The organism is Halomonas sp. LES1 (assembly GCF_031846005.1).
In the GTDB taxonomy this organism is placed as follows: domain Bacteria; phylum Pseudomonadota; class Gammaproteobacteria; order Pseudomonadales; family Halomonadaceae; genus Halomonas.
In genome coordinates, this window is the sequence record NZ_JAVRGC010000001.1 from 526,392 (window position 1) to 542,165 (window position 15,774).

A 15,774-nucleotide genomic window follows, 5' to 3' on the forward strand; every position below is an offset into this window, starting at 1 on the left:
GTTTCCTATTGCTTGCGTTGCCTGGTACCCGGCACCTCCCGGTGCCGGACAGGGGACGACCTGCTTCAGAGTTGGATGCCGGAGAAGGACATGAAGCCCAGCGACATCAGGCCCACCGTGATAAAGGTGATGCCCAGGCCCTGCAGGGAGCCGGGAACGTCGCTGTACTTGAGCTTCTCGCGGATACCGGCCAGGGCCGTGATGGCCAGTGCCCAGCCAACGCCGGAACCGAAGCCATAGACCACGGATTCACCGAAGTTGTAGTTACGCTCGACCATGAACAGCACGCCACCCAGGATGGCACAGTTCACGGTGATCAGCGGCAGGAACACGCCCAGGGCGTTGTAGAGTGCCGGCACGTACTTGTCGAGGAACATCTCCAGGATCTGTACCAGCGCGGCGATAACGCCGATGTAGCTGAGCAGCCCCAGGAAGGAGAGATCGATGTTCTCGGCACCGCTGATGCCGGTCCAGGAGAGCGCCCCTTCCGCCAGCAGGAAGCTGTAGACCAGGTTGTTGACCGGCACGGAGATGGAGAGCACCACGATCACCGCGATGCCCAGGCCGAAGGCCGCGGAGACCTTCTTGGACACGGCGATAAAGGTGCACATGCCGAGGAAGAATGCCAGGGCCAGGTTCTCGACGAAGACCGAGGCAACGAAAAGGCTCAGATAATGTTCCATGTTACACGGCCTCCTTCGGCTCGGTGTTGGCCTTCATCTTGAACTCGTTCTCCTCGACCTGCTCCGGGTTGAGGCTGCGCAGCACCCAGATGATCAGGCCGATGATGAAGAACGCCGACGGCGGCAGCAGCAGCAGGCCGTTGGGCACGTACCAGCCGCCGTTCTGCACCGTCTCGAGCACGGTGAAGCCGAACACGCTGCCGGAGCCGAACAACTCGCGGATAAAGCCGACGGTCATCAGGATAAAGCCGTAGCCCAGGCCATTGCCGATGCCATCCAGGAAGGAGAGCGCCGGGCTGTTCTGCATGGCGAAGCCTTCGGCACGCCCCATCACGATGCAGTTGGTGATGATCAGACCGACGAACACCGAGAGCTGCTTGGACATCTCGTAGGCGTAGGCCTTGAGGATCTGATCCACCACGATCACCAGCGAGGCGATGATGGTCATCTGCACGATGATGCGGATGGAGGACGGGATATGGTGACGGATCAGCGATACGAACAGGTTCGAGAAGGCCGTCACGAAGATCACCGCGCAGGTCATGACCAGCGACACGCTCATGCTGGTCGTCACCGCCAGGGCCGAGCAGATGCCCAGCACCTGCAGCGCGATGGGGTTATTCTTGAACAGCGGCGTCGTCAGGACGCCCTTCGGGGTAGCTTCCGACATGATCAGGCTCCTTCCGTTTCGAGTTCAACGTCGGCGCCCTGGGCCTCGTCCTGGCTCACGCCGGAACGGAACTTGGCCAGGTAGTCACCGAAGCCCTCGGGGCTCAGCCAGTACTGCAGCATATTGGTGACGCCGTTGCTGGTCAGGGTCGCACCGGAGAGGGCATCCACCTCATTCTCGCCGCTGGCGCCACCCTTGGCCAGATGGATCGACGGCGCGACGGCATCGGCGGAGTCGAAGATCTCCTTGCCTTCCCACTGAGCCTGCCAGCGCGGGTTGTTCACCTCGCCACCCAGACCCGGAGTCTCGGCGTGCTCGTAGTAGGTGATGCCGACGATGGTGTTGCCGTCGCCTTCCACGGCCAGGAAGCCGCGCATCAGGCCCCACAGGCCCTGGCCACGGATCGGCAGGATGATCTGCTCGGGATCATCCGGGTTGCCGACCAGGTAGACGGTGGAGTAGGTCTCAACACGGGTCAGCCCCGCCGGGTCCTTCTCGCCGGAGAGGGTCCGTGAGGCGGCCGGGTCACGACGCGACTCGAAGGCGTTGTAGGTGGCCGGATCATGCTCCTCGGAGTATTCGCCGGTCTCCAGGTTGACCACGCGCGGCGTGATGCTGGACGCGAAGGTCTCGTTGACATCCATGCCGGGCTCGTAGAGGTCGGCGACATTAAGGATGTTGGTCTTGCGATCCAGCTCCTGGTTGAACTGCTGCTTGGAGCGCAGTGCTACCGCGGCGGTAGAGACGATGACCGAACACACGATGCAGAGTGCGAACGCCACCGTCAGGATCTTCTTGATGGAGTTGTTGCTCTGTGCCATCAGGCAGTCTCCTCGGCCGGCACACCGGTGCGCTTGAGTCGGCGCTTGATGTTGGCCTGAACAAAGATATGGTCGATGAGCGGCGCGAACAGGTTGGCGAACAGGATCGCCAGCATGATGCCTTCGGGGAAGGCCGGGTTCACGACGCGAATCAGCACGGTCATGACGCCGATCAGGGCGCCGAAGATCAGTCGGCCCTGATTGGTCATGGAAGCGGAGACCGGGTCGGTGGCCATGAACACCATGCCGAAGGCGAAGCCGCCCAGCACCAGGTGCCAGTACCACGACATGGCGAACATCGGGTTGGAGTCGGAGCCGACCAGGTTGAACAGCGCGCTGGTCGCCACCATGCCCAGGAAGACACCCAGCATGATTCGCCAGGAGGCGATGCCCGTCCACAGCAGCACGGCCGCACCGATCAGGATCGCCAGGGTCGAGGTCTCACCCACCGAGCCGGGGATGAAGCCCAGGAAGGCATCCCACCAGCTGAACTGCTCGGTCAGCGCGCTCATGCCGTCCTGGAAGGCGACCGACAGGGCGGTCGCCCCGGTGAAGCCATCGGCTGCCACCCACACCGCGTCACCGGAGATCTGCGCCGGATAGGCGAAGTAGAGGAAGGCGCGGCCGGTCAGTGCCGGGTTGAGGAAGTTCTTGCCGGTACCGCCGAAGATCTCCTTGCCGATCACCACACCGAAGGTGATGCCCAGCGCCACCTGCCACAGCGGGATGGTGGCCGGAAGGATCAGCGCATAGAGCACGGAGGTGACGAAGAAGCCCTCGTTGACCTCATGGCCACGCTTGATGGCGAACAGCACCTCCCAGAAGCCACCCACCACGAAGGTCACCAGGTAGATCGGCAGGAAGTAGGTGGCGCCCAGCACGAAGTTGGCCCACAGGCTGTCGGCATTGTGGCCCGAGGCCAGCACCATCATGATTGCCTCGCGCCAGCCGGCCATGGAGCCGTAGCCGTCGGCGATCGCCATGTTGGCCTGCCAGCCGGCGTTCCACATGCCGAAGAACATCGCCGGGAAGGTGCACAGCCAGACGGTGATCATGATGCGCTTGAGGTCGACGCCATCGCGAACATGAGCCGTGGTCTTGGCGACACTGGGGGGCGCATAGAAGATGGTGTCCACCGCCTCATAGAGCGGGTAGAACTTCTCGTACTTGCCGCCCTTGTGGAAGTGCGGCTCAAGATTGTCGAGTGTCTGTCGAATACCCATCATCAGGCCTCTTTCTCGATCGTGGTGAGGTTGTCACGCAGGATGGGACCGTACTCGTACTTGCCGGGGCACACATAGGTGCACAGCGCGAGGTCCTCCTCATCCAGCTCCAGACACCCGAGCTGCATGGCGGTCTCGATATCGCCGACGATCAACGAGCGCAACAGCTGCGTGGGCAGGATATCCAGTGGCATCACCTGCTCGTAGGCGCCCACCGGCACCATGGCGCGCTCGGAACCGTTGGTCGACGTGGTCGGGGCGTAGTTCTTGAGACCGGTCAGCTTCGAGAGATAGATGCCCATCACCGAATGGCGGTTCTTGCCCGGCGAGATCCAGCCCATGAAGGCACGCTTGTTGCCCTCCTCGAGCAGGCTGACCTGATTGTGGAAGCGACCCAGGTAGCGCAGGCTGCCTTCACAGGTGAAGCCGGAAAACACCGAACCGGAGATGACGCGGGTGTCATCCGGCTCAATCACCTCCCCCTTGAGCAGCTCCTCGGTGCTGGCGCCGATGCGGGTACGCAGCATCCGTGGCTTCTCGGCACGGGGGCCACCCACCGCCAGCACCCGGCTGACGTCCAGCCTGCCCTCGACGAACAGCTTGCCGAAGGCGATGACGTCCTGGTAGCCGATATGCCAGACACGCTTGTGCAGGCCGACGGGCGAGAGGTGGTGGATGTGGGTACCCACCAGGCCGGCCGGGTGCGGGCCGGCGAAGGTCTGGGGAGAAACGCCGTCGATATTGCCACCGGGGATGCTGCTGTCCGGGCCGCTGCACAGGTAAACCTTGCCCTCGGTGAGGCGGGTCAGCACCTTGAGACCATCCTCGAAGGCCTGGGCCTGCTCGTTGATCACCTTGGCCGGGGTGGCCGCCAGCGGATGGGTATCGATGGCGGTGACGAAGATATCGGCGGGGACACCATCGACCGCCGGTGTACGCGAGTAGGGGCGGGTGCGCAGGGCGGTCCACAGCCCCGACTCGACCAGCTGGTCGACCACGGCCTGTCGCTCCAGGCCGGCCAGCGAGTCGCGGCCATGAGCGGTGAACTCGACGGCCTCCTCGGACTCGGCCACCTCGATCACCACCGAGAGAAGACGGCGCTTCTCCCCGCGATTGATCTCGATCACCTTGCCGGCCGCCGGCGCCGTGAAGCGCACGCCATCGATCTTCTTGTCGGTGAAGAGCAGCTGGCCAAGCTTGACGGCATCTCCCTCCTTGACCTCCATGGTCGGCTTCATGCCGACATAGTCGGTGCCCAGGACCGCCACGTGACGCACCGGCCGCGCATCCTCGATACGCTGCTCGGGCGCTCCCGTGATGGGGAGATCCAGGCCTTTCTTGACTTCGATCATAGTCTCGCCCAGTTGATGGATCGGATATAAGAGGAAAAGGGGCCAGAGACATGCCCTGCCCACCCGAAAAATCCACCGCATTATAAAGACAAGGCAGAGGGATGACCACCTGAGCGAAGGTCGCAAGGGGTGACTTGAGGCAAGGGTTAGATTGTCGCAGGCGGCTGCATGCGACGTTTTCCGGATAGCCCCCCAAGACAGAAAGGGGCAGAAAGATTTCTCTCCCTGCCCCTGGACATCACTCCCGACTGTGCGGGTGGCTGTCGAACTTACGCCTTGGCGCGCGGCAGCTTGAGGAAGCTGACGTTGGACATATGCTGCAGAAGACGGATCACCTGACAGCTGTAGCCGAACTCGTTGTCGTACCAGACGTAGAGCACGGCGTTCTTGCCATTGGCGATGGTCGCCTTGGCATCGACGATGCCGGCGTGGCGATTGCCGACGAAGTCGGTGGAGACCACCTCGGACGAGTCGACGAAGTCGATCTGCTTCTGGAACGGCGAATTCAGCGACATTCCGCGCAGGTAGTCATTGAGCGCGGCGGCATCGGTCTCCTTCTCCAGGCGCAGGTTGAGGATCGCCATGGAGACATTGGGGGTCGGCACGCGAATGGCGTTGCCGGTCAGCTTGCCGTCGAACTCCGGCAGCGCCTTGGCCACCGCCTTGGCGGCACCGGTCTCGGTGAGCACCATGTTGAGCGGCGCACTGCGCCCGCGACGGTCACCCTTGTGGTAGTTGTCGATCAGGTTCTGGTCGTTGGTGTAGCTGTGCACCGTCTCGACATGACCATGCTCGACGCCGAACTCGGCGTTGAGCACCTTGAGCACCGGAACGATGGCGTTGGTGGTGCAGGACGCGGCGGAGATGATGCGATCCTCATCGCTCAGGTCGCCATCGTTGATGCCGTAGACGACGTTCTTGATATCGCCCTTGCCCGGCGCGGTGAGCAGCGCCTTGGCCACGCCCTTGCACTGCAGGTGCTGACCGAGGCCCGCCTCGTCGCGCCAGATACCGGTGTTGTCGACCACCACGGCGTTGTCGATGCCGTATTCTGTGTAGTCGACATCGGTCGGGGCGTCGGCGTAGATCACCTGGATGACATTGCCGTTGGCGGTAATGGTGCGCGCCTCGACATCGACGCTGATGGTGCCGTCAAAGGGCCCATGAACGGAATCACGACGCAGCAGGCTTGCCCGCTTCTCGAGGTCCTTGGCGATATCACCGCGGCCACGCACGACGATGGCACGCAGGCGCAGCAGGTTACCGCCACCGGCCTTCTCCACCAGCACCCGGGCGAGGATACGACCGATACGACCGAAACCGTAGAGAACCACATCCTTGGGCTCGCCATTGCCGGCATTGGGGTCGTGGGCATCGACGATCTCGGCGAGCTCCTCGCGCAGGAAGGCCACGGCGTCACCGCCGCCCTGCTTCTTGAAGGCAACACCCAGCTTGCCGATATCGACATGGGCCGGCCCCAGGTTGAGCTCGGTCATCGCCTTGACCAGCGGATAGGTGTCCTGCACGGAGAGCTCGGTGCCCTCCACCTTCCGTACGAAGCGGTGATCCTTCAGAATACGGATCACGCTACGATTGAACTGCGACCGCCCGTAAAGAGTCGTAACCACGTTGTTATGACGGTAGAGGCTACCGATCATCGGGATCATCTGCTCGACTAGCGCCTGATTGTCGTGCCACTGCTGAAAGACGGTATCGGAGGGGTGCTGACTCACGTGAGGCCTCACTGGTGGAATCGAAGGGTTCACGGCCATTATCCCGGGGCCGAGGCCCGGCGGCAATCGCTGGATGGTCGCAGCCGTTGTAGGCGGATTACAGAAACAGGCGCTTGACTACAAGGCCCCCAGAGGGCTGGTATGATGAGCGCCCGCGAAGCGCCACCCAGGATCCGTCGGGCCGCGCCCGTCGACAGCCCAACACGAGACCATGCCGACTTTCTCTCCGCTCGATCCACCGCGCCCCCAGGGGCTGCGCGAGACACGCTACTGGCAGATGCCCCACGGCAGCGCTGCCGCCCTGGCCCTTGCCCACCTGGCCAGCGATGCGCCCCTGCTGGTGATTACCGCCGACACCGCCCAGGCCCTGCGCCTCGAGAGCGAGCTGCGCTTCTTCAGCCAGGTGCCGGTGCTACCCTTCCCCGACTGGGAAACCCTGCCCTACGACAGCTTTTCTCCCCATCAGGACATCGTCTCCTCCCGGCTGCGCACCCTGCGCCGGCTGCAGGACGGCGAGCGCGGCATCGTGCTGGTGCCGATCAACACCTTGATGCAGCGTCTGGCACCGGTCGAGTATATCGCCGGGCGGGTGATGACCCTGGAGGTGGGCCAGACCCTGGATCGTGAAGGCTTTCGCGATGCCCTCTCCCGGGCCGGCTACCGCGCCGTGGAGACGGTCTATGAACCCGGCGAGTATGCCCTGCGCGGCGCCCTTATCGATCTCTTCCCGATGGGGGTGGAGGCGCCCCTGCGCATCGACCTGTTCGATGACGAGATCGACACCCTGCGCACCTTCCACCCGGACACCCAGCGCAGCGCCGAGAAGGTCGATAGGGTCGAGCTGCTGCCGGCTCACGAGTATTCGCTCTCCCGCGGCGCCATCGCCTGTTTTCGCGAGGGCTTCGAGACGCTCTTCGATGTCGACCCGCGGCAGTGCCCGCTCTATGTGGACGCCCTCAAGGGCATCCCCTCCCCCGGCCTAGAACAGTATCTACCGCTGTTCTTCGAGGAGACGGCGACGCTCTTCGAGCACCTCGCCGAGGGCACACGCGTCGCGCTGATGCCGGAGTGCCTGGCCGCCGCGCAGCACCACTGGGCCTCCATCGAGAGCCGCTACGACAACCTCGGGGTCGACCCGACCCGCCCGCTGCTGCCGCCCCATCGCGCCTTCGTGCCGGTGGCCGAGCTGTTCGCGGCGATCAAGCGCCACCCTCGCATCGAGCTGACCGAAGAGAGCGAGCATCGCCATGCCCTCGCCCCTGCCACCCAGCCACCGCCCAGTGTCGGCATCAATGCCCGGGCCAGGGAGCCGCTGGCCCCCCTGGCCGCCTTCCTGGAGCAGCGTGGCGATACCCGCGTGCTGTTCGTAGCCGAGTCGCGCGGCCGCCGGGAAGCCCTGGAGGAGGCCCTGGCGCCCCTGCGCCTGGCGCTACCCCACGTCGAGGGCTTTGCCGACTTCCTCGCCGGCGACGCGCCCATCGCCATTACCGAGGGCGAGCTCGAGGCGGGCCTGTGGCTGGCCGAGCCTGGCCTGGCGGTGATCAGCGAGGCCGAGCTCTATGGCGAGGTGGTGCGCCAGAGTCGCCGCCGCGAGAAGGCCACCGATGCCGACGAGCTGGCCATTCGCCATCTCTCCGAGCTGCGCCCCGGCGTCCCGGTCGTCCACCAGGCCCACGGCGTAGGCCGCTACCGGGGCCTGGAGGCCCTGGAGGCCGGCGGCCAGGCCGCCGAGTTCGTCACCCTGGAGTACGCCGATGGTGCCCGGCTCTATGTGCCGGTCGACAACCTGCACCTGATATCACGCTACGCCGGCGCCGATGATGAGCTCGCCCCCCTGCATCGACTGGGGTCCGAACAGTGGGAGAAGGCCAGAAAGAAGGCCGCCGAGAAGATTCGCGACTCCGCCGCCGAGCTGCTGGATATCTACGCTCGCCGGGAGGCGCGGGAGGGCTTCGCCTGCACGCCGCCCGATACCGAATACTCGCGTTTCGCGGCCGCCTTCCCCTTCGAGGAGACGCCCGACCAGCGCGCCGCCATCGAGGCCGTGATCAGCGACATGACCGCCCCCCGCCCCATGGACCGCGTGATCTGCGGTGACGTGGGCTTCGGCAAGACCGAGGTGGCCATGCGCGCCGCCTTCCTGGCGGTACACTCCGGCCGCCAGGTGGTGGTGCTGGTGCCGACCACCCTGCTGGCCCGCCAGCACTTTGATAACTTCCGCGACCGCTTCGCCGATACCGCGGTCAATATCGAGCTGATCTCGCGCTTCACCGCCGGCAAGGGCCAGACCGAAACACTGAAGCGCATCGAGGAGGGCCAGGCGGATATCGTGATCGGCACCCACAAGCTGCTCTCGAAGTCCATGCGGCTGCCGAAGATGGGCCTGCTGATCATCGACGAGGAGCACCGCTTCGGAGTGGCCCAGAAGGAGCGCCTGAAGAGCCTGCGTGCGGAGGTGGACATCCTCACCATGACCGCCACGCCGATCCCGCGAACCCTCAATATGGCGATGAGCGGCATTCGCGACCTCTCTATCATCGCCACCCCCCCGGCGCGCCGCCTGTCGGTCAAGACCTTCGTTCAGCGCCGCGAGGAGGCGGTACTCAAGGAGGCGATCCTGCGCGAGATCCTGCGCGGCGGGCAGGTCTACTTCCTCCACAACGAGGTCAAGACCATCGAGACCGCCGCCGAGACGGTACGCGAGCTGGTCCCCGAGGCCCGGGTCGGGGTGGCCCACGGCCAGCTGCCCGAACGCGCCCTGGAGCGGGTGATGTCGGACTTCTACCACAAGCGCTTCAATGTGCTGGTCTGCTCCACCATCATCGAGACCGGCATCGACGTGCCCAGCGCCAATACCATCCTGATCGAACGCGCCGACAAGTTCGGCCTGGCCCAGCTCCACCAGCTGCGCGGCCGGGTCGGCCGCAGTCACCACCAGGCCTATGCCTACCTGCTGACCCCGCCGCCGAAGGCGATGACCCGCGATGCCATCAAGCGCCTGGAGGCGATCGGTGCCGCCGAGGACCTCGGTGCCGGCTTTACGCTGGCCAGCCACGACATGGAGATTCGCGGCGCCGGTGAGCTGCTCGGCGACGAACAGAGCGGGCAGATGGAGGCGATCGGCTATGGCCTCTATATGGAGATGCTCGACCGCGCCGTGTCGGCCATTCGCGCCGGCAAGACCCCCAATATCGAGGCGCCTCTGAACGAGGGCGTCGAGATCGGCCTCAATCTGCCGGCCCTGATCCCCGACGACTACCTGCACGATGTGCAGCAGCGCCTGGTGATGTACAAGCGCATCGCCAGCGCCAGCGATGAGGCGCAGCTCAAGGAACTCCAGGTGGAGATGATCGACCGCTTCGGCCTGTTGCCGGGGCCGGTGAAGACCCTGCTGCGCCAGACCCGGCTGCGCCAGCGCGCCGAGCGCCTGGGCATCACCCGCCTCGAGGCCGGTCCCGAGCGGGGACGCGTCATCTTCGGCGCCCACACCAGCGTCGATCCCTTGACCCTGGTGGAGCTGATCCAGCGTGAGCCGGGCCGCTATCGCCTGGATGGTGCCGACACCCTGCGCTTCGAGGCCTCCATGGAGAACGAGGAGGCACGCTTCCAGGCCGTGGAGCAACTGCTCGAGACGCTGAACCGCAAGGCGCAGGCGGCGTAAGGGGTAAGAAGCGAGGGGCTCGCCCCCTCGACCCTACAACTCTCCCCCTCACCCCTGTCCTCTATACTGTTATCATACGCCCCATCTCACCGCCCACCGACACCGGTTACAGGAGTCACCGGTGTCCCCAAAGCCACGGGAGTTCAACGACCCTGATGAGTACCCTGACACTGACCAGCCGCGGCGTTCGCCATGCCATGGCGATAGGGCTTGGCGCCCTGCTCGCCACCGGCGCACAGGCGGCCACCCCGACCTACGACGAGGTGCATGAACTGCCACGCGGGCACTATGCGCTACCCGAGGAGGGCAGCGTCATTGGCGAAAGCTATACGGTGATCGTCGAGGAGGGTGACACCCTGATCGATATCGCACGTGAGCACAACGTCGGCTATGAAGAGATCCGCATGGCCAACCCGGATGTCAGCATCTGGGCCCCCTATGTCGATACCGAGGTCACCATCCCGGCACGCCGGGTGCTTCCCGATGCCAAGCGCCAGGGCATCGTGATCAACCTCTCGGAGCTGCGCCTCTACTACTACTCCAAGCCCGACGTGGTGGAGACCTATCCGATCAGCGTTGGCCGTGAGGAGTTCTCGACACCGGTGGGCGTGACCAAGACCACCATCAAGGTCGAGGACCCCGCCTGGTCGCCGCCCGCCTCGATGCGCCGTGAGGCCGCCGCGCGCGGTGAGCCGGCACCCTCCATCGTGCCGGCCGGGCCCGACAACCCGTTGGGACGCCACGCCATTCTGCTTGGCATCCCCAGCTACCTGATCCACGGCACCAACAAGCCCGAGGGGGTCGGGATGCGCGTGAGTCGCGGCTGCATTCGCATGTTCCCCGAGGATATCGAGTCTCTCTTTGAACGCGTGCCCAGCGGCACCCGGGTCAATATCATCGACCAGCCCTTCAAGACTGGCTGGACGGAAGATGGCGAGCTGCTGGCGCAGTCCTACCCCGCGCTGGAGGAGAATCGCGAAGGCTTCGAGCCGCTGATGTTCGCCATCGACAGGCTGGCCGAGACCTTCGGGGACGAGCAGCCGCCGGTCGACTACAAGCGCCTGCGCGAACTGGTGGAGTCCTCCGACGGCCAGGCGATCTCGCTGCTCAAGACGGCCGAGGAAGCGCCCACACCGGCACCCCCCGGGCCACGCAACCTCTACGAGGCCATCGCCGTCGCGCGCTGATCTGTGCCACGCCCGGCGTCGCAGCACGACGCCGGGCGAGCAAGCACTATGAGCAGAAGCAGAAAGCCCCTAACAATGGAAAGACGCCAGAAACAAGAAGACCCCGCCTAGGCGGGGTCTTCTTGTTTTGCAGAACCGCCATCGCCCGAGAGCGATGCCAGCACTCCAGCAGTCTTACTTCTGCATGGAGCGGCTGAACATGCGGTTCATCTCGTCGCGGTTCTGCTCGGACATCTGCAGAGCCGCCTGGGCGTCACGCTGGGCCTGGTTGGCAGTGTTCTGTGCCTGAACAGCGATGCTGCGAGCTTCAGCAGCGTCGGCCTGGGCAGACTCAGCGGTCATGCGAACCTCTTCCAGAGCACTGGTGGAAGCACAGCCAGCCAGGACAGCCAGAGATGCGGCAGCGGCGGTCAGCTTCAGGGTGGTCTTCAGAGTCATGGTGTTCTCCTTGATCTTCCTTGGTAGTGCATTGAAAGAAACCTGAAATCAGGTGTCTTGCCTGCGACATGCAGGCGCGTCGTAAGCGACTTGTGCCAGGGGCACTGAAGTCAGCGCTGTTTTATTACACGTCACAGCGCTTGTCCATCGCTTTCAACGTCCCTTGCGCATGTACCAGCCTAGCGGATCACGACGCGTGTGCCAATGTCGATCAAACCAGACAGCTGCTCGATCTGGCTATCCGTCACCGCCACACACCCCTGGGTCCAGTGAAACTGGCGGTGGATCTCGGGGTCACCCTTGCCGACACCATGCAGGCCAATGTAGCCACCCAGCGCCGTTTCCTGGGGTGGATGGCCATTGAGCCGGTAGTAACGGAAGTAGTCGTCGTAGTCCTGCTGGCTATAGATGCCCTCATCCAACGCCACCCGGGCATGAGCCGGGGTCGGATAATCCAACCCGATAAACAGGTGCCAGTCACTCTCGTGATTGAAGCGGTTGACGCGAAACTCGCCCTTGGGAGTCGCACCACTGCCCTGCAGACGCATCGGCCTGGCACCGCCCCGTCCCAGCGAGATCGGCGAGAAGCGGGCCAGCTCACGATTGCCTCGGTAGACGATCAGCTTCGCTTCACGGTCATCCACCAGTACCCAGACCTCCTCGCCATGACGGGGAAGATGCGCCCGAGAGAGCTGTGTCTCGATCAGATTGGCCCGGGCCGACTCGATTCCGAGCAGCGCCAAGGGGCTTGCGAGAACGAGTCGACTGAAGCGTCGACGTGAGAGTGAAGACATCGTTTGGCGACTCTTGGTTTAGCAACGCGTGGGTTAACAACTAATAGTTTGGCAACACGTGAAACGGTTATCGAGCACTGTCGGGGGTTGGCGACAGTCTGGCGACAACGTTGCGATGGTTACGTGACAGTGCGGCTAGACCCTTTATAGCGTACCCGCAGGCGCTCTGTCAGGCGGTGCCGTCGGCTGACAACACCGATAGAGACTATTCCGGCGGCAGGCCGGCGGGACACCTCCCCTGCCCCGTAGCCAATGTGCGACAACTGTTCGGCGGTCATGCTCAGGCATATAATCCTTGACTTCTCAGATAGTCGTCGTATCCACCACTGAAGTCGGTTATCCCTTCATCACTCATGTCGAGGATCCGAGTCGCCAACGATGAGACAAATTCACGATCGTGGCTGACGAAAATCAGCGTGCCGGCATAATTTTCTAGGGCCAGGTTGAGCGCCTCGATGGACTCCATGTCTAGGTGGTTGGTGGGCTCATCCATCAACAGCACGTTGGGGCTCGTCAGGGCCAGCTTGCCAAACAGCATTCTGCCCTGCTCGCCGCCCGAGATCACGCTGACCGACTTGCCGATATCGTCGCTGGAGAACAGCATCCTGCCCAGCGCGCCACGCACCTCCTGCTCGCCACCATCGGTCCACTGGGCCATCCACTCGAACAGCGTCGCTTCGTTGGCGAAGTCGTCGGCATGATCCTGGGCGAAGACCCCGAGGTCGGCGCTGTCGGTCCACTTGATGCTGCCGGCCTGGGGTGCCAGCTCGCCGGCCAGGGTACGCAGCAGGGTGGTCTTGCCGATGCCGTTGGGCCCGATGATGGCGATGCGCTCGCCGGCCTCGACGGTCATGCCGAACCCCTCGAACAGTGGGGCCTCGTCACCGAAGCCCTGGGTGAGCCCCTCGACGTTGACCGCATTGCGGTGGATCTTCTTCGCCGGCACGAAACGAATGAACGGGCTGACCCGGCTCGACGGCTTGATCTCCTCGAGCTTGATCTTCTCGATCTGGCGCGCCCGGGAGGTGGCCTGCTTGGCCTTGGAAGCGTTGGCCGAGAAACGGCTGACGAAGGCCTGCAGGTCGGCGATCTGCGCCTTCTTCTTGGCGTTGTCGGCGTACTGACGCTCGCGGGCGGCGGTCGCGGCGGTCATGTACTCATCGTAGTTGCCGGGAAAGAGCTTGATCTCGCCGTAGTCCAGGTCTGCCATATGGGTGCAGACGCTGTTGAGGAAGTGACGGTCGTGGGAAATGATCACCATGGTGCTGTTGCGCGCCGTGAGAATGCCCTCCAGCCAGCGGATGGTGTTGATGTCCAGGTGGTTGGTGGGCTCGTCGAGCAGCAGCACATCGGGGTCGGCAAACAGCGCCTGGGCCAGCAGCACGCGCAGCTTCCAGCCCGGGGCGATTTCGCTCATGGGGCCTGTGTGCTGGTGCAGGGGGATGCCCAGCCCCAGCAGCAACTCGCCGGCCCGGGATTCGGCGGTGTAGCCGTCGAGCTCGGCGAAGCGTACCTCGAGATCCGCGACCTCCATGCCATCCTGCTCGCTCATCTCGGGCAGCGAATAGATGCGCTCGCGCTCGGCGGCCACCTGCCACAGCTCGCTGTTGCCCATGATCACGGTGTCGATGACCCGCTCCTCCTCGAAGGCGAACTGGTCCTGGCGCAGCTTGCCGAGCCGTGCACCGGCCTCGACCATCACCTGGCCCGAGGAGGGCTCAAGGTCACCGCCGAGGATCTTCATGAAGGTGGACTTGCCGCAGCCGTTGGCACCGATCAGGCCGTAGCGGTGACCGTTGCCGAACTTGATGGAGACATTCTCGAACAGGGGCCTGGCCCCGAATTGCATGGTGATATTGGCGGTAGAGATCAAGGCAAGCGTCCGGTCGAAGCAGTGTGGGGGCGCGATTGTACCGATTATCGGCGCGTCTCACAGTGCAACGAGTGACTCGGCCTTGGCTATTGCAGATAAACTGCCGAACTCGGGGCTTACCTGGTGGCAAGCCTACGTGGAGGCGCTGTGGACCCTTCCCTGGGCGCTACCGACGCCATCCCTGGCGTAGGACCTCCACTTAGGCTTACCACCAGCGCCCCTCACGGCCGATAACTGCGCCCCCTCTACGACCCGGCGCTCAGGGGCCTGCGCCGGACAGTCTTGAGCGATACTGCCATCTACGCTAGCCCTTGTAACTGCCCCGGCTCGGGTCCGTGGCAGCCTGCCAACGGCTGGCGCGAGCCGGGGCATGCGGCCCCCGCTCAGTCGAGTCGCTCGACGGTGAAGATGGCCTGCAGCTTGTCCTTCTGGCCGTAGAGGTGCACGGTGGTGCGGTCGAAGGGGAAGCGCTCCAGATAGGGGCTATCGTTGTTGTAACGCGGCTTGTGGGAATGGATCAGGGCCGCCATGAGGCGCTCGCGATTGGCCCTTCCACAGGGGCCGATGGAGTACCAGAGCGCCTCGCCGGGCTGCAGGTGCGCCTCCCAGCGTGGGCGAGCCTCGCCGTGCTGGATGCCATAACGCGCGCTGCCGCTTTCGCCGACATAGAGCAGCTCCTGCACTTCCATGTCACCGGTTTCCGGGTCTTCGGCCGCACGATAGATGCAGTAGATCCCCGGCTCGTCCGTGGCCTGAGCAATATCCTCATCGCTCCAGTAACCGAGCATCTTGGGCGAAAGAATCTGGTCGTTCATGGCAACCTCCTCAGTGGCCTTATTGTTAGTTACAGCATATCACGAGCAAACTAGAGCAGCAGGGCCCCCTCGATAGGCACGAAGTCACTGGCCGCGCGAATCAGGGAGTCGGCGCTGAGGGAGGCCACACCGACGACCGTGACCCTCACTCGGTAACGTTCACGCAGCCGGCTCACCAGCAGGTCGAAGTCGCCATCGCCGGAGACCAGCACCACATGGTCGACCAGCGGCCCCGCCTCCATGGCATCAAGGGTGATCCCGACATCCCAGTCCCCCTTGGCCGAGCCATCACGGCGCTGGATAAAGGGCTTGAGCTTCACGTTGAAGCCGATGGCACGCAGGATCGCCTGGAAGCGTTGCTGACGAGGGTCGCCGCGCTCCACCGCGTAGGCATTGGCCACCACTATCTCGTGGCCGGCGGCGAAGCGGGCCCAGAAGGCGTTGTAGTCGAAATGGCGGCCGAAGGCCTGGCGGGAGGTGTAGTAGACGTTCTGGACGTCGACGAGGATGGCCAGGCGTTCCAC

Annotated in this window: 13 protein-coding genes; 2 read left to right on the forward strand and 11 right to left on the reverse strand. The window is 64.1% G+C overall.

Going from position 1 to position 15,774, the window contains the following annotated elements:
- Nucleotides 1–65: 65 nt before the first annotated feature.
- The 6 genes from nqrE to RM463_RS02570 form a co-directional block, all read right to left on the reverse strand.
- Nucleotides 66–683, reverse strand: a complete 618-nt coding sequence (gene nqrE / locus RM463_RS02545; RefSeq protein ID WP_195688275.1) for an NADH:ubiquinone reductase (Na(+)-transporting) subunit E — start codon at nt 681–683, stop codon at nt 66–68.
- Nucleotide 684: 1 nt separating this feature from the next.
- Complete coding sequence (locus RM463_RS02550) at nt 685–1,353, reverse strand: NADH:ubiquinone reductase (Na(+)-transporting) subunit D (protein ID WP_195688276.1); 669 nt, start codon at nt 1,351–1,353, stop codon at nt 685–687.
- A gap of 2 nt (nt 1,354–1,355) precedes the next feature.
- A complete protein-coding gene (locus RM463_RS02555) occupies nt 1,356–2,174 on the reverse strand; it encodes a Na(+)-translocating NADH-quinone reductase subunit C (protein WP_195688277.1) in 819 nt (272 codons plus the stop codon).
- Nucleotides 2,174–3,400, reverse strand: coding sequence for an NADH:ubiquinone reductase (Na(+)-transporting) subunit B (locus RM463_RS02560; protein WP_195688278.1), 1,227 nt, complete (start codon nt 3,398–3,400; stop codon nt 2,174–2,176). The genes RM463_RS02555 and RM463_RS02560 overlap by 1 nt, the downstream gene beginning before the upstream one ends.
- Nucleotides 3,400–4,749: a Na(+)-translocating NADH-quinone reductase subunit A gene (locus RM463_RS02565; protein ID WP_311428850.1), complete on the reverse strand. Its 1,350-nt coding sequence runs from the start codon at nt 4,747–4,749 to the stop codon at nt 3,400–3,402. Before RM463_RS02565 ends, RM463_RS02560 begins: the two co-directional genes overlap by 1 nt.
- 269 nt (nt 4,750–5,018) lie before the next feature.
- A complete protein-coding gene (locus RM463_RS02570; protein ID WP_311428851.1) occupies nt 5,019–6,482 on the reverse strand; it encodes a glyceraldehyde-3-phosphate dehydrogenase in 1,464 nt (487 codons plus the stop codon).
- A 211-nt stretch (nt 6,483–6,693) separates the two neighbouring features.
- On the opposite strand from RM463_RS02570, the gene mfd reads away from it, so the two are divergent.
- Together mfd and RM463_RS02580 are read left to right on the forward strand one after the other, a co-directional pair.
- Nucleotides 6,694–10,143: a transcription-repair coupling factor gene (gene mfd / locus RM463_RS02575; RefSeq protein WP_311428852.1), complete on the forward strand. Its 3,450-nt coding sequence runs from the start codon at nt 6,694–6,696 to the stop codon at nt 10,141–10,143.
- 155 nt (nt 10,144–10,298) lie between these two features.
- On the forward strand, nt 10,299–11,330 hold the full coding sequence (locus tag RM463_RS02580; RefSeq protein ID WP_311428853.1) for a L,D-transpeptidase family protein: 1,032 nt from the start codon (nt 10,299–10,301) through the stop codon (nt 11,328–11,330).
- A 174-nt stretch (nt 11,331–11,504) separates the two neighbouring features.
- Here RM463_RS02580 and RM463_RS02585 read toward each other — a convergent pair whose 3' ends face one another.
- From RM463_RS02585 to RM463_RS02605, 5 genes are all read right to left on the reverse strand, one after another.
- Nucleotides 11,505–11,768 carry an Lpp/OprI family alanine-zipper lipoprotein gene (locus tag RM463_RS02585; RefSeq protein WP_132045355.1) on the reverse strand — a complete coding sequence of 88 codons (264 nt, stop codon included), beginning with the start codon at nt 11,766–11,768 and terminating at the stop codon, nt 11,505–11,507.
- Between the two features lie 179 nt (nt 11,769–11,947).
- The gene (locus RM463_RS02590; protein WP_311428854.1) at nt 11,948–12,562 is read right to left on the reverse strand and encodes a L,D-transpeptidase; all 615 of its coding nucleotides are present in this window, start codon (nt 12,560–12,562) and stop codon (nt 11,948–11,950) included.
- A 280-nt stretch (nt 12,563–12,842) separates the two neighbouring features.
- Entirely contained in the window at nt 12,843–14,435 is a 1,593-nt protein-coding gene (locus RM463_RS02595; RefSeq protein WP_311428855.1) for an ABC-F family ATPase, read from the reverse strand.
- Between the two features lie 383 nt (nt 14,436–14,818).
- Complete coding sequence (locus tag RM463_RS02600; protein ID WP_311428856.1) at nt 14,819–15,250, reverse strand: hypothetical protein; 432 nt, start codon at nt 15,248–15,250, stop codon at nt 14,819–14,821.
- 50 nt (nt 15,251–15,300) lie between these two features.
- Entirely contained in the window at nt 15,301–15,774 is a 474-nt protein-coding gene (locus tag RM463_RS02605; protein WP_311428857.1) for an NYN domain-containing protein, read from the reverse strand.

Coding starts and splice junctions, on each gene's coding strand:
- nqrE (WP_195688275.1), bottom strand. CDS start 683: ATGGAACATTATCTGAGCCTTTTCGTTGCCTCGGTCTTCGTCGAGAAC.
- RM463_RS02550 (WP_195688276.1), bottom strand. CDS start 1,353: ATGTCGGAAGCTACCCCGAAGGGCGTCCTGACGACGCCGCTGTTCAAG.
- RM463_RS02555 (WP_195688277.1), bottom strand. CDS start 2,174: ATGGCACAGAGCAACAACTCCATCAAGAAGATCCTGACGGTGGCGTTC.
- RM463_RS02560 (WP_195688278.1), bottom strand. CDS start 3,400: ATGATGGGTATTCGACAGACACTCGACAATCTTGAGCCGCACTTCCAC.
- RM463_RS02565 (WP_311428850.1), bottom strand. CDS start 4,749: ATGATCGAAGTCAAGAAAGGCCTGGATCTCCCCATCACGGGAGCGCCC.
- mfd (WP_311428852.1), top strand. CDS start 6,694: ATGCCGACTTTCTCTCCGCTCGATCCACCGCGCCCCCAGGGGCTGCGC.
- RM463_RS02580 (WP_311428853.1), top strand. CDS start 10,299: ATGAGTACCCTGACACTGACCAGCCGCGGCGTTCGCCATGCCATGGCG.
- RM463_RS02585 (WP_132045355.1), bottom strand. CDS start 11,768: ATGACTCTGAAGACCACCCTGAAGCTGACCGCCGCTGCCGCATCTCTG.
- RM463_RS02590 (WP_311428854.1), bottom strand. CDS start 12,562: ATGTCTTCACTCTCACGTCGACGCTTCAGTCGACTCGTTCTCGCAAGC.
- RM463_RS02600 (WP_311428856.1), bottom strand. CDS start 15,250: ATGAACGACCAGATTCTTTCGCCCAAGATGCTCGGTTACTGGAGCGAT.